At 51.9% G+C, this 14,153-nt stretch carries 11 protein-coding genes and 1 pseudogene; 7 read left to right on the top strand and 5 right to left on the bottom strand.

What is annotated here, in order from left to right; translation table 11 throughout:
* Window positions 1-182: 182 nt before the first annotated feature.
* Both ACNQQL_RS35175 and ACNQQL_RS35170 read right to left on the bottom strand, forming a co-directional pair.
* Window positions 183-2,531 carry an ATP-binding protein gene (locus ACNQQL_RS35175; protein ID WP_347069249.1) on the bottom strand — a complete coding sequence of 783 codons (2,349 nt, stop codon included), beginning with the start codon at window positions 2,529-2,531 and terminating at the stop codon, window positions 183-185.
* Between the two features lie 13 nt (window positions 2,532-2,544).
* Window positions 2,545-3,177, bottom strand: a complete 633-nt coding sequence (locus ACNQQL_RS35170; RefSeq protein WP_347069255.1) for a response regulator transcription factor — start codon at window positions 3,175-3,177, stop codon at window positions 2,545-2,547.
* 636 nt (window positions 3,178-3,813) lie between these two features.
* On the opposite strand from ACNQQL_RS35170, the gene ACNQQL_RS35165 reads away from it, so the two are divergent.
* The 3 genes from ACNQQL_RS35165 (at window position 3,814) to ACNQQL_RS35155 (ending at window position 6,342) form a co-directional block, all read left to right on the top strand.
* Window positions 3,814-4,437 carry a response regulator gene (locus ACNQQL_RS35165; RefSeq protein WP_347069243.1) on the top strand — a complete coding sequence of 208 codons (624 nt, stop codon included), beginning with the start codon at window positions 3,814-3,816 and terminating at the stop codon, window positions 4,435-4,437.
* Between the two features lie 566 nt (window positions 4,438-5,003).
* Window positions 5,004-5,354 (top strand): hypothetical protein, encoded by a 351-nt coding sequence (locus tag ACNQQL_RS35160; protein ID WP_347069235.1) that lies wholly within the window; start codon window positions 5,004-5,006, stop codon window positions 5,352-5,354.
* A gap of 262 nt (window positions 5,355-5,616) precedes the next feature.
* Window positions 5,617-6,342, top strand: a complete 726-nt coding sequence (locus ACNQQL_RS35155) for an autoinducer binding domain-containing protein (protein ID WP_038635113.1) — start codon at window positions 5,617-5,619, stop codon at window positions 6,340-6,342.
* Window positions 6,343-6,373: 31 nt separating this feature from the next.
* On the opposite strand, the gene ACNQQL_RS35150 is transcribed toward ACNQQL_RS35155, so the two are convergent.
* Both ACNQQL_RS35150 and rhlI read right to left on the bottom strand, forming a co-directional pair.
* Window positions 6,374-6,964 carry an acyl-homoserine-lactone synthase gene (locus tag ACNQQL_RS35150; RefSeq protein ID WP_038635110.1) on the bottom strand — a complete coding sequence of 197 codons (591 nt, stop codon included), beginning with the start codon at window positions 6,962-6,964 and terminating at the stop codon, window positions 6,374-6,376.
* Between the two features lie 389 nt (window positions 6,965-7,353).
* Window positions 7,354-7,959: an acyl-homoserine-lactone synthase gene (gene rhlI / locus ACNQQL_RS35145; RefSeq protein WP_003138177.1), complete on the bottom strand. Its 606-nt coding sequence runs from the start codon at window positions 7,957-7,959 to the stop codon at window positions 7,354-7,356.
* A gap of 185 nt (window positions 7,960-8,144) precedes the next feature.
* Between rhlI and ACNQQL_RS35140 the strand changes: the two genes are divergently transcribed.
* From ACNQQL_RS35140 to ACNQQL_RS35130, 3 genes are all read left to right on the top strand, one after another.
* Window positions 8,145-9,290 carry a glycosyltransferase gene (locus ACNQQL_RS35140; protein WP_347069230.1) on the top strand — a complete coding sequence of 382 codons (1,146 nt, stop codon included), beginning with the start codon at window positions 8,145-8,147 and terminating at the stop codon, window positions 9,288-9,290.
* A 21-nt stretch (window positions 9,291-9,311) separates the two neighbouring features.
* Complete coding sequence (locus ACNQQL_RS35135) at window positions 9,312-10,013, top strand: polysaccharide deacetylase family protein (protein ID WP_347069224.1); 702 nt, start codon at window positions 9,312-9,314, stop codon at window positions 10,011-10,013.
* 638 nt (window positions 10,014-10,651) lie between these two features.
* Entirely contained in the window at window positions 10,652-12,337 is a 1,686-nt protein-coding gene (locus ACNQQL_RS35130) for a penicillin-binding protein 2 (protein WP_347069220.1), read from the top strand.
* Window positions 12,338-12,632: 295 nt separating this feature from the next.
* Here the strand turns inward: ACNQQL_RS35130 and ACNQQL_RS35125 are convergent.
* Window positions 12,633-13,340, bottom strand: a pseudogene (locus tag ACNQQL_RS35125) (transposase); the annotation flags it as partial.
* Between the two features lie 226 nt (window positions 13,341-13,566).
* Between ACNQQL_RS35125 and ACNQQL_RS35120 the strand changes: the two are divergent.
* A complete protein-coding gene (locus ACNQQL_RS35120; protein WP_347069212.1) occupies window positions 13,567-13,950 on the top strand; it encodes a hypothetical protein in 384 nt (127 codons plus the stop codon).
* Window positions 13,951-14,153: the final 203 nt, after the last annotated feature.

Genomic DNA, 14,153 nt, shown 5'->3' with positions numbered 1-14,153 from the left:
AATTGGCGCCAGCCGAATTCGCTCGTCAGCTGGCGCCTTCATCGGGTTCTGCAGTGCCCGAAACGCCGGAAAACTCGCTCTAGATTTGGCCCGGAAACCCCAAGCAGATCAGGAAGCTTTTCTCTCAAGTTTCAACTGGTCCGGAAATTCCAGGGCAGGTCAGGCGCCTCAGGATCGGCTCGTTAATACGGCATGCGTCGATCAATATTGTCGCAGATACTGTTCAGCTTTCTTGCGAGAATATCATTGTCGGTTTCGTTTTCGATCTGCTCAGCAATCAATTTTGTCAATTCTGTTTTGCCAAATGTTGTGGCAATTCCTTTTAATCGATGAATGTGATGCTGTGCGCCGCTGTAGTCAGATTCCGCTATCAGCCGCATTGCCTCGGATGCTTCGCGCAATATGGACTCTGCAATAACGTCATCATGAATTGGGCGTGGGATATCGATCGTATTTCTCAGAAATGTGGCCTGCTCGAGTGATCGGCTATCTCGATATCCAATATTACAAAGCCATGAGGATAATGTTTCCGACAATTTTGATAGGCTAATTGGTTTCGTTAGGACGCCGTCCATTCCGCAATCGTAGCATGCCTTGATGTGCTCATGCTTGGAATCTGCTGAAATGGCGATAATGGGAGTTGATGTGGTCCGTTGGCAAGTTGACGCTCGCGCAAAGCGAACTACATCATATCCACTTATGTCTGGGAGGTTGCAGTCCACGAAAATAATATCAAATGATGAGTTTTCGATTTCTTGTATAGCGAGCTTTCCATTTCCAACCATCGTAACACGGAGCCCAAGATGTTCAAGCTGACTCTTGAGTACGAACTGATTCAATTCAACATCTTCGACAACGAGTGCGCTCGCGCCAATATTTATACTGTCTTGAATTTGCAAATTGCAAGCTGCCGGAGGAGGGTCTATTTTGTCAAATGGAATCGAGACCTTTATCGTGGTTCCCTCCCCAATTCGACTGCTCACCGAGATGCTGCCATTCATCGCTCGAATAATTTCTTTGCAAATCGATAGCCCCAAGCCGCTCCCAATATTATCTCTTCTTTCGGGGTTTGCTTGGAAAAACGGTTTAAATACATTGGAAATGTCGCGCTGCGAGATTCCAACTCCCGTGTCAGAAATCTCGAATGAAATGCGCCTGCCACTAGAGTCAGGGTCGAGATGGGCGCGGAGGGTGATAGATCCTATCTCGGTGAATTTTATTGAATTTGATAGGATGTTCGTGAGAACCTGTTTAATTCTAGTCTCGTCGATAAGCATGGCAACATTGACTTCATCGCTTATCGATACTTCGAGGGCAAGTTTCTTTTTGTCCGCCAATATGCGAAGCGCCGGGATAATCGAGGTTAACATATCTACGATTAATGTCGGGCGGCGCTCCAAATGGACTCCGGATTCATTTATTCGGGAGTAATTCAGCGCATCATTTAGGAGCGTTATTAATGTATTTCCTCCATTAACCGCAATATTTAAATATTCTCGCATTTTCGTCGAGTCGGTTTGGATGTGCGCGAGTTCTATGGAGGATAGAATATAATTGAGTGGAGTCCGAATTTCGTGTGCCATGACGGATAGAAATGCAGCGCGCTGCTTTGATATTTCTAATATTGCGGAGCGAGCTCTCCACATGTAGAACATGGCTATTAATAACAAAAAGAATATTCCAATGACAGCGGAAATCCTTGTGCCATAATATTTTGCCAGGGCAGCCACGGATGGTTTTCCGTAATCGGCGTCCTCTATCCATCTTTCCTGTATCGCATCCGACTGTTCGGCGCTTATTCTAGATAATGCCTTTTGAACGATCGACTGCAATTCGGGTGAAGAAGCATTCGTGCCCACTCGCAAGGCAAGGGGTAGGCTACGCATTACCCCTGCAATATAAAGCGTCCTGCTGAAGTGTTGTCGAATTGCAGGGTGGAGTATCGGTTCGGGGCCAATTGCCACGGTCGCCTCCCCGTTCGCAACGGCGACAAGTGCATCCTCAGTTGTGTCATATCTATGAAGATTAAGAGCGGGAAAATTTCTTCGCATCCAAGATTCGTATGCGCCACCTCCTCTTATTGCGATAATATCATCGGCAGAGAAGTCGTTAAAATCAGAGAACACTCTATTATTTGCGCCGGCGACCGCTATTGTACTTGAGACAAAATACGGCGCAGAAAGTGTTAATTGACCCGACACGGCATTTGGAAGCTCAAAATCTGGAATCCCTGGCAGCAGATCAATGACACCAGTGCCCAACAACTTGACTGATTCATCCCACGAGCTTGATTTCACGAAATTTAAATCAAGACCGGATATTTGTGCTACTTTTTTCAAGTAGGCCACAGTTAGTCCGGACGGTTGTCCGTTTTCCATAAATTCAATTGGCTGCCAGCGCGGGTCTATCGCATATTTGATTGTGCGGTGCGCTTGGATCCATGCCTTTTCCGACTCAGTCAGATTCAGCTCGGTTCCACAAACAATTTTGGGGGCGAGTAAAACATATAAAATTAGGATTATCTTGCGCATAATAATAACCCGCCTATTCGAGCATATGACGGATGCTAAATATCTCAGCATCACTCGAAATACCCAGTTTTCGATATGCCGATTGTTTGTGGCCACTGACTGTTTTTCGGTCTCTCGAAAGCTTTCTTGAGATCTCTGAAATCGACAAGCCCATTAAAAACAAATTAATCACCTCGCGCTCCCGCGGCGTAAGCTTATTTAGTGGACTCGAATGCACGGAGTGGGTGAGAAAAACCGAATCGTAATCAATATTACCAGTTGCTCGATATCGATCGGGATAATGTTTACGTCCGGCAAGGACTCGTTGAGTTGCGGTAACCAATTCGTCAACAGATACATCTTTGGAGCAAAATCCGTCCGCGCCGGCGCTCATTGCCAGTGCGGCGACGCTGCGTCTTGCATGGGCGCTTAAGACGATTATTCGCACACTTGGGAATCGCCTTTTTATAGAGCGGATCAGGGTATGTCCGTCTACGTCATCCGGGTGAAGGGTGAAATCTAGAAATAATATCTTGGGTTGCTCGATTTCCATGGCTGAAATCAAGTCTCGGCTTCGTCCATAGTCGCCGATTATCGATAATCCGGGGATGTTTTTACCAAGAGCCTTAAATCCTTGTCTCACTATGAGGTGATCATCCAGGAGCATTGCTGTGAAATAGTGCATATCTTTTTTGGCGGCTGATGTGTTCGATGCAAGCTATCGGATGACGGAGGCGATATATGGGAATGGCGGCAGAGGGTGGAAGCGAGAATGGTCTTGCGAAATTCCCCTTTTGTTTCGGCTATCCTCTTTTCCTCAACTGGAGCGAGTGTTCTATCCCATTATAGGTGCTCATAACCTACCGGCTGGCGTGGCCTGAAATTGCATTTCAATATCCGGCGGCAATTCGAGTATGAATGTTCGTTGCGAGATAGGCAGTCGTTATAAGTATCGGGGCGTTCAGACGCATCGTAAACGAGATTTGTCTTGTTGTGGTGCGGGACAGGAGGGGCGTTCTTCGAATCGCTGACCTTGCGGAGAGAGGTGCTTGCGGAGCAAGCGCGGGCGGCGAACTGAGATTCATATTTGTGACCCAGCTTCGGTCTATCTTCCGGAAATTTCAAGAAATTTCGTGAAAATATTGTAAGAATTGTCGGGTCGAGAGTGTAATATATCCGAAATGGTGCGGTTGATTGTTGAGGGTAGGAGGAGTATTTAGTCGTGCTTAGAGAGTGGCGGTTATTAAGTTGTTGACGCTTGTTTCGTGCAATTTTAATAAAAGTTACGGCCATGATAAATTATTTGGGTTCGACGCGTGTTGCTATACTTGACGATCACCCAGTTGCCGCCTTTGGGATGTCGGCCTATCTTTCGAGGGAGGGTGGATGCAACGTCGTTCAGTCGTGTAATGATGTTGCGACATTTTTTGAATGCATTCGCTCCGAGAATCTCGATGTTGCGCTCGTTGACTTTCTGCTCCTTTCAAAGTTTGGTCTTGAGGTTGCTGGGATAAAGAAAATTTCAAAATGGGTTCGTGTGGTAGCTACTGCGTCGACGTCGTTTGAATTGGTCAAATTGGCAAGTCTCAGGGCCGGGGCTGACTCATTTTATGGAAAAAATGAGATTGCCGAAAATCTACTTCGAGCAATAATTCGGGCGGTTAGTGGTGCAAAAGATAAGGATAATAGAGAAGGCTCATTTTTAAATGAGGAGTTTAAGAGTCTATCGCGATGCGAGCTTGAGGTCTTGCTTGGTTGTTTGCAGGGCGACTCCATTGCGGAGATGGCTCGGCGCAAGGGGCGTAGTATAAAAACAGTTAGTCGACAGAAGCGAATTGCATATCAAAAATTGGGTATAGCAACGGATTTTGAATTGTTTAAGGATGAGCAGGTATTGCGGTTATCAAATGTGCTCCAGGCGGGATGAGGAGCGTTTCTTGACGACGGGCTTGGTGAAATTTCTAAAGTCGCAGATTATGCGATGATATCGGCGATGTCCCGATTTCAAGGATTGTGTTGGTGCAGCCTCGTCGATCAATCCGCGATTTAGTGAGTGAATAGGTCGAGAAGAAATATTCTCTTGGAGGTTCAGTAGTATCTAAGATTGGTCGGAGTTCGTGGAAATCGATGAATTAACCAGCACGTTGGTTAAGACAGCGATTCTGCGCAGCCGGGGCCATTCGTTTTTTGGCGACTCCCTGAGAATTTGATTCGCCGAAGGTATGTGACGAGTTCTCGCGGCGACTAGGTACCTGTTGTCAAGTTGACTCTGCGCTGTTTGTCAGTCCGTGCATCCGGTTTCCGGTCGGCGATCTGTGTGATAGAGCGGGCGGGACGTGTGGGCTTCAGACTGCAGCGCTCCGATACAGAGATCGCACGACCATTTTTTGATTACCATCCGCTGCGCAGTATCAATTCGCAAAGTGGGAATTTTCTGTGGACGGTGCGAATGCATTTCATTATGCGGACATTCAAATTCGATCGGAGGGGCGTGTGAAGCAGAGAAATATCGTGGCCCTATTGGGTGGGATTGCCATTCTAAGTGGCTGTGGAAAACCCTCAACAACGCATACTACTGCTCAAGTTGGACCGGCGTCGTCTGTTGCGTCCGCAATAAGCATTGCTGGAGTAGATCTTCCACACTTGGTTCGAGATTTACACGCCGCGAGTGAGGTCGTGATCGTTCCTCCCTTAGAGGCCCACAATTACGACGTCGAAGTTGATGGTGAATATGTGTATCGGAAAGCTATTGACGTTAACGAGCGTAATCATGGCATTGGCGGTGCTGAGCGGGTGTTGTTTATACACCTGCGTTTCTTGGGGGTGGACTACCAGATCTTGTAGTGATTAGCGTATGAACGGGTTGGCTGCAGCCCACCGAATGAACTGTTGCATTATTGTGAAGAGGCAGGTTCATTCGTCGGCTGAGAGGCGGTAATGGCTTACTAACATCGCCGGGATGCAATGTTCTAAGTAGTTGGTTGGATTAGGCGCAATGAATCTAGTGCTAGCGCAAAGCCTTCTATGACGATGTGATTTTGCTTGTTGACAGAGATTCAGGTTGGTCTAGTCTAACGGCCTGTTTTCAACTTTAGTGGTGCTCAAAATGGAATTAGGGCAGCAGTTGGGATGGGATGCGTACTTTTATAGTATCTTTGCGCGAACCATGGATATGCAGGAGTTTACGGCTGTCGCGTTGAGGGCCTTGCGCGAACTACGGTTTGATTTTTTTGCCTACGGCATGTGCAGCGTGACCCCGTTCATGCGGCCCAGGACTTATATGTACGGCAATTACCCCGAGGACTGGGTGCAGCGATATCAGGCGGCTAACTACGCGGTGATCGATCCCACGGTGAAGCACAGCAAAGTCTCGTCGGCCCCCATTCTATGGAGCAATGAGTTGTTCCGGGGATGCGCGGACCTGTGGTCTGAAGCCAAGGATTCACATTTATGCCACGGCCTGGCACAACCCTCGTTCAACGCCCAGGGGAGGGTCGGGGTGTTAAGCCTGGCGCGCAAGAACAACCCCATCAGCCTTCAGGAATTTGAAGCCTTGAAGCCGGTGACCAGAGCCTTTGCCGCCGCGGCCCACGAGAAAATTTCCGAGCTGGAGAGCGACGTGCGTGTCTTCAATACGGGCGTGGCGTTCAGTGGGAGGGAATGTGATGTGCTGCGCTGGACGGCCGACGGCAAGACCTCGGAGGAAATCGGCGTGATCATGGGGGTGTGCACCGATACCGTGAATTACCATCACCGCAACATCCAGCGCAAAATCGGCGCCAGTAACCGCGTGCAGGCAGTGTCTTACGCAGTCGCGATGGGCTATATCTGAGGGGCATTCAAAAAGGACGACTCGGCCCGTATCAAGCTGTCTCTTTCAATAATGTGCCGGACATGAAGGCTGACGGTGCGACCGCGCTGCGATGGTGCTCGCGGTGGGCCGAGAGTTTGATGGCGAGGATTTTCTCATTCTGGTGCACCGTGACCGGGCCCAGCCGTTCGTAGTGGACTCCGTTGATTTTGTAATAGCGCTCCATGGTGCTGTTGACGATCCCGACGATGGCCTCTGCGCCCGCCAGGGCGGCCGTCTTGAGGCTTCTCCAGAACAACGGCATCGCCAATTGCGGTTCGCAGGTGGTGAAGCGAGTCATTTCCCAGACGGCTGGATGCTTGGGCGGCGCCCCGGCGCAGGCATGGCTGAACACCCCTTCAAGCAGGTTGGGGAGCGTGGTGGGAATCAGCCGGGCGCAGCCAACGATGGCGCGGTCTGCATTGAACGCCAGGAGGTAGCGGGCGTGTTCGGTGTCGTATTGATCCCATTCACAACCTGCCTGGCTCGGATGGGCGGGCAGCCGCCATCCGAGTTTCTCGACGAATTGTTCGTGCCGAAAGCGGCCGAGCATGAGTTTCAGCTCATCGTCCATTTCGCTCAGTGTGTGCTCTTCCATGTGCATTGCTGGGGTTCCTTAGGGATGGAGTGCAGTTTTATAGAGGACTTGCACAGGCTTGGCACCTGCAAGATCTGGTAGGGGCTTCGGTGGAATCGAGGTCAAGCCATTCGTTGGGGGCACGGGACCCCTAATGATAGTGGCCCGGTACAGAGGGGTTAGAAAAGGGGTGTATTCGATTGACTTACGTCAATCTGCCGGTGGCATAAACCGATTGTCATGTAAGAAGCCCTGTCATTTTGCGAAAATAAAACTGATCGTAGATGGTGAGGTACTCGACAGCATGAATGTACCAGTCACTGAGGGAAGTGTCATAGCTGCGGTAGTCGATGATGTGCAAAGTGGTCGACTTAATGTTTACTCGCAAAGGGGGCGCCCATAGAAGCAGAGTGCATTCACACCGCCATCGACAGCGGTACACCCTGCAGCCATTCCGGGTGGTAGCGCAACAGCATCTCCAGGCCGCGCTCCTGGTAGGCCGGGAAGCTGATCGCGACCAGCGTCTCGCCCTTGACCTTCTGCGGCGGGCCGAGGCGCTGGAGGATCACGCCGTTGCGAACGAAATAGCGCTCCATGGCCGTGGTGGTCACCGCCACCACCGAACTGGCCCCCAGGTACCAGCCGCATTGCAGGCTGGACCAGAATATCTTCATCGCCAGCTGCGGATCGTCCGCCGCGCTGGCGGCGTAGCGCGAAAGCTCCCAGACCGACGGATCGCTCGGCGGGGTTTCGCTGCACAGGTAGGCGAAGACGTCCTTGAGCAGGTAGGCGTCGGTCGTCGGCAGCAGGCGGGCGCAACCGCAGATGCCCTGGCGGCCCATGGCGACGATGTAGCGGGTTTGCGGATGGTCGAACTGGTCGAATTCCTGGTCGCGGACCCTGGAGGTGGAGACCACGTCCCAGCCCAGCTTCTCGATGAAGACTTGATGCCGGTAGCGTCCCAGCTCGGCGATCATGGCGGCGGAAAGCCCTTCCAGCGATTCAGAGAGCAATTCGATCATTTTCCGTAATGTTTGGTCAAATATTAATCCAACAACTTCCCATTGTGTTTTGCAAGCAAAAACGCTCGAATCACACTTGACATTGAGGGGTATTGTAAAATGTTCATGTGGAATTTGAAAGTGATTTTGCGATTGCGAAACCGTTCTTGAGGGTGCTCTCTGAGAGACACGGCTAGAGATTGAAGATGAAAATCCTCTACACGAATTTTCACGGCGGGAATGGTGGTGGTCACGATACTTATATCTGTAATCTCGCGGTGGGGATGACGGGCCGAGCGCACGACGTGACGATTGCATCACCGGATGGAAGCCGTCTTTCATTCATGGTTGGTAAGTTGTGTAATGCTGATATAGTGCCAATGCAGTTCAAGCCTAAGCTTCGGCGGATTCTCCGCGAAATTTTGATGCTTCGATCCTTGATTAACGAAAAAAGATTTGATGTCGTGCATGTCAATGGGTCGGCAGATCATCGTTTGGTAATGCTCGCGACGCTTTGTATGCGTCGCCGACCTGCAATAGTGTTCACTAAACACAACACATATTCTGCCAACAGCTTCGGAAATTATCTTCGAGCGAAACTTGCAACTGATGTAACAATTGCTGTTAGTGATTATGTGCGCGTAATGTTGGAAAAGAGTTCCCCGTACGAAAAAATTATTGTTCTTAAGCATGGTGTACCAGGCTATGGCAAGAAATTTGAATCTGCCAAAATACGTAATTTACGTAATCAGTATTTTGGTGACATTGGCGCGGATGTGATTATTCTTGGAAGTGTAGCAGGTACGGCGCCACACAAGGGCTGGACAGACCTGGTCGATGCACTCAACCGCTTGCCGGAAGAGTATCGCAAAAAATTTCGAGTCATACTCGCCGGAGACCTGCCGACGGATGCTCAGCGAAAATTTGTCGAACATGCTGGTATGGCCAGCCAAATCGTCTTTGCGGGACGAATTGACTGCTCAAGAGATGTCTTGGAAATTGCTCACGTATCGTTTGTCTTATCGTATCATGAAAGCCTCTCTTATGCGTGTCGCGAAGCAATGTGGATGGGATGTCCGGTTATAGTTACAAATGTAGGTGGGCTGCCGGAAAATATTTTTGATCGACTTGATGGTTGGATTGTGCGTCCTCGCGATTCCGAGGAAATTGCGGGAATTCTTTGCGAGATAGCGGATCGTCCGGAAATTATTAAGGTAATGGGTAAGCGTGCGCAATTTAAAGCTAGAGGCGAATATTGTTTTGACAAATTTTTAGGCGGAGTTGAGTTGATTTATGAGGATGCCGTTAATCGCTTGAGTTTGGATGAGCGTGCATCGGTGCAGTCACTTTAAATGTATGGTGAGACCTGACTAATGTCACGCTACCCAATTTTGACTTACCATCAAGTTCAACCGTTACCAGAAAAGGCTGACGTGTTACGGAATTTGAGCATTGATCCGGGCGGCTTTCGGCGCCAAATGATGTGGCTTTCGCGAATGGGATACGCAGGAGTGTCTGTTCGGGAGTTGATGTGCTATCTCCGAGGAGAGAAGTGCGGCAAGGTAATTGGACTAACATTTGATGATGGGTTTCGCAATGTCCTGAAGAATGCGATGCCGATACTGGACGAGTTTGGCTTTACGGCGACGTGTTATATCGTTTCTGGAAAAATCGGTGGGCTAAATGATTGGGATTTGAGCCTAAATACCAACCTTTCACAGTTGATGAGTGAGCCGGAAATGCGTCTGTGGTCGGATCGCGGTCACGAGATTGGTGCGCATACTGTCAATCATACCGCCTTATCCAAATTGACGCCTGATTTGGCGTGGCAGGAAATATCGGATTCAAAACGCCAGCTCGAAAAAATTATCGATAAGGAGGTTGAGTCTTTTTGTTATCCATATGGTGATTTTAATAGAAATATTGTTGAGCTCGTGTCGAGATCTGGGTTTTCAAATGCCGCGACTACTATGCGAAGAGTGGCGCGCCCCTGCGATGCAAGTCTGCTTCTGCCACGCATCTCCGTTTCAGGTGATTACGGAATCGTGCGCTTTCTATTTCGAAGTTTTCGATAGCCATATTGTTGCGCGAATCGAATTTTAGTCAAAATGCAAATATTTTGCGAAATTGCTTTGTTTGCGAGGTGGGATATTTTGAACTTGTGTATCGGCTATGCATGCTCGCGGCGCATGTGAATTTGTCGGGTGGGAGGAGTTATTGTTTATTATGGTGTGCTGGTTGAGGGTGAGATATTTAAGTGAGAATCTTCTTCCCGAAAGATGGTTTAATGATGGCATGGCGACTGCGCGTACTCCTTGCGCATCGGGACGCCTTTCGCTATGGGCGTACAAAGGCGTGTGCGCATATTCGATTGTGATTCGCGATAAAATAAGAAATTCCAATGATGCTGTAAAAAATGCATTCTGAATTTTAATGGAGTGGCCGGGCGGAATTGGAAGATCTGAATAATTATTTGCGAAAATGATTGGGGCAATATGTGTATAATATGCAATCGCTTTTTCTCGGTGATTGAGTTGGGGGCGATTCTTTGTCTGGCTATTCCGGCAATTTTGACCACTTGATAGGCTGTCGATTTTCGTTTGGGTTGACTGTCGGGAAGGCGATTGATTTGCGTGTGGTTGAAATTTATATTATTTAATACTATATGAAGCAAGCGAGAAAATCTGCACCCCAGAATTACTCGCCCCTTGAGATGATTGCACTCGATAGTGTATCGCGTCTTCCGGTGTGGCGCTCCAAATTTATCGTGATGGGGATATTCTTAGCGTTTGCATCATTGGCTGCGCGCGCGTTTTGGGTGCAGGTAGCGAATTCCGATTTCTACGTCGGCCAAGGCCAGAAGCGCTACCAGCGCACGATCGAGCTCGACGCGATGCGCGGCCGCATCGTCGATCGCAACGGCGCGATGCTCGCGGTCAGCCTGTCGACCTATGAAATCTGGGCGAACCCGAAACAGGTCGCCGAAATCGACTATCCGCAGCTCGCGAAGCTGCTCGACATGCCGCTCGCGGAAATAAAACGCCGCCTGCGCAACGACCGTACGTTCGTGCTGCTGAAGCGGCAGGTCGACGCCGATACCGCGAGCCGGCTCGACAAGCTCGCGATCGACGGCATCACGCAGATCGCCGATTCGAAGCGTTTCTATCCGGAAGGCGAATCGGCCGCGCACGTGGTCGGCTTCACCAACGTCGAGGACAAAGGCCAGGAAGGCGTCGAACTCGCGGCGAATGCACGGCTGTCGGGTACGTCCGGGCAGCGCGAGGTGATCCGTGACCGGCTTGGGCGCATCGTGTCGGACACGCGCCCGCTCGTCCCCGCGCAGCACGGCGCGACGATCGAACTGACGATCGACCGGCGCATCCAGCAGCTCGCGTTCAGCCAGCTCAAGGCCGCGGTGCTCGAGAACAACGCGGTGGCCGGCAGCGTCGTCGTGCTCGACGCGCAGAACGGCGAAATCCTCGCACTCTCGAACTACCCGACCTTCGATCCGAACGACCGCTTCCGGCTGACCGGCCAGCAGTTGCGCAACCGCGCGGTGATCGACACGTTCGAGCCCGGCTCGACGATCAAGCCGCTCGTCGTCGCGCTGTCGATCGACGAGCGCAAGGTCACGCCGAACACGATCATCAACACTTCGCCGGGCACCTACAAGATCGGCCCGGCCGTGATCCACGACACGTCCAACCACGGCTCGCTGACCGTGTCGGAGGCGCTGCAGAAGTCGAGCAACGTCGCGCTCGCCAAGCTGGCGCTGAACCTGCCCGCCGAAACGATCTGGAACAAGTACCAGGAATACGGGATCGGCCGCGCGCCGGAGCTGACGTTCCCGGGCGTCGCGTCGGGCCGGCTGCGCGGCTACAAGCGCTGGCGGCCGATCGAGCAGGCGACGATGGCGTACGGCTACGGGCTGTCGATGTCGCTGCTGCAGATCGCGCAGACCTACACCGCCTATGCGGGCGACGGCACGCTGCACCCAGTGTCGCTGCTGAAGAGCGGCACCGACCCGCTGACGATGGACGCCCGTCGCGGGCACCGCGTGACGTCGCCGCAAACCGCGGCGGCGATCCGCGCGATGCTCGAGTCGGCGGTCGGCGAAGGCGGCACGGGGCGCCGCGCGCGCGTCGACGGCTACCGGATCGGCGGCAAGACGGGAACCGCGCGCAAGCAGGTCGGCGCGACCTATGCAAAGGGCAAGTACCGCGCGCTGTTCGCGGGGATGGCGCCGATGAGCAACCCGCGCCTGATCGTTGCCGTGATGATCGACGAGCCGCGCGGCAAGGGCTACTACGGCGGCACGGTGGCCGGCCCGGTGTTCGCGTCGGTCACGAGCGGCTCGCTGCAGCTAATGGGCGTTCCGCCGGACCGTGCACAGTTTTAGGTGGCGGTTCAATGCTGGTCCGGAAAACGGACGGTCTGACCGGCCAATCCGGCCCATCCTGAAGCGGGATGAGCCGCCGACTTCCCAACAACCGTTGCTGTTCTCACTGCGCCAATTTTCCAGGGCGACATCGACTCCGCTTCGGCGGGGTTGACGCTTTATGACTGACGCTTGCTGCCGCCGGTGTCCACTTCCCGCCCAACCTTAAAGTAGGCAACCAATATGCGAGACGCAGCAAGGGGTTGCATGTGTCGCGGATCAGCGATATGGAGTCATTTCGGGGGTATGTCTTTCGTCAAGCGTTAGGGGCTGACTTGGGTTGATAAATGGTGCCGTCGCGCAGCATGGCGAACAGGACGTCGCAGCATCGCCGTGCCAACGCGATGGGTGCCTGGTTGTGGCGCTACCTTGCTGGACTTTGCGCGAGTAATAGGCCCGTGAGACTGGGTCTCGCAATGCCGCGAAGGCGGATAGGAACAAGGCGCGCTTGAGCACCTTGTTGCCGCGTCTGGATGGATGTTCGCCACTGATGGATGAGCCTGAGCGCCGGGTGACCGGGGCAAGGCCAGCGTAGGCCGCCAGATGAGCAGCCGAGGTGAAGGCTTCAAAGAGGGTGAGCAAGCACCAGTCGCTCCACTTCGGCAGCGACCTTGTCGCGCTGCTTACACAAAGCCGCAAGCTGCTGGGCCAAGCGAGGCATGACGATGGTGGCAGCTTGCGTGCCGGGCACGATCAGGGCTTGTTCGTTCAGCGCTTGAACGATTTCGGCCGCCAAGTTCTTGCCCAGGCGCGGTGCGAGCTTGGTCAGGCGGTTGGCGAGCGTCTTCTCGCTGGTTGCGGCAAGCGCGGCGGGCGAGGGGTAGCGCTCAAGTAGATCGAGCACCGCCGGATGGTCGAGGTGCGGTCCGAGAACGCGCTCGAGAGCGGGATGGATCTGGGAGAGCAAGCCGCGAATGCGGTTGCTGGTTTGAGTGACCTGGGCGGCGAGATCATCGTCGAAGCCGCCTGCAGTTCAAGAATAATCTCGCACTTCCATCTTCTTTTGACCGCTACACTGATCAAGTGAAGTTCTCTTTTGTTTTTTATAGTTTATGAAATTTCTTTGGGGGGCGGTGAGCACAGTGATTTGTCCCGACTGCTACAGTCATGTGCAAAGAAGTTCGTCATATTGTTCGCAGTGTGGGGTAGTTCGGCTGACAGATAACGGGGTCGGAAAGCGCTACGGAAATATGAGTAAAACAGTGTACTTTAAAGGTGGAGGAATTGTTGTTACGAAATATGAGATTATTACAGAAGATTTTCGAAAAATATGTGCGAGTGAAATTTATTCTACTTCAATGGATGTTTTGAAGGCAAATAGGAGGTCCCAAATAGCTGTCTTCATTGTCAGCGTTGGGGCATTCTTTTTGGGGGGGTCGTTCGGGGTTAATCTCGCTGGCGCTACTTTGGCACTTGCCTGCGCTGCGTGGGCGACATCATCAAGGGATGGATATTATGTCAAGATTTCTGGCGCAACCGGCGATTTGGTGACGGATCGGCTTGGTAACATGTCGATGGCTGCTGATGTCTTGGGTGCGGTCAATGCCTGTGTTGAACGTTGCAAGATGAGGTAAATTACTAAGATTTTAAAAATAAATTTCAAATCGAGTATCGGCATTCGAGTTGATGAAAGAAGAACCTCACTGGGGCTCTGGCGCAAACAGGCTCTGAACCGCACCGGATTTTGTGGAGGCTCGTATTCTTGAGAGAATCGAGTCATGAACAAGAAGGCAAGCAAATTTTCCCCGGAAGTGCGGGAGCGCGCGGTGCGTCTGGT

Source organism: Burkholderia sp. LFS061 (assembly GCF_047978125.1).
Taxonomy (GTDB): domain Bacteria; phylum Pseudomonadota; class Gammaproteobacteria; order Burkholderiales; family Burkholderiaceae; genus Burkholderia; species Burkholderia pyrrocinia_C.
Note: the sequence above shows the minus strand (reverse complement) of the source record. Positions and strands in the feature narration are given on the sequence as shown.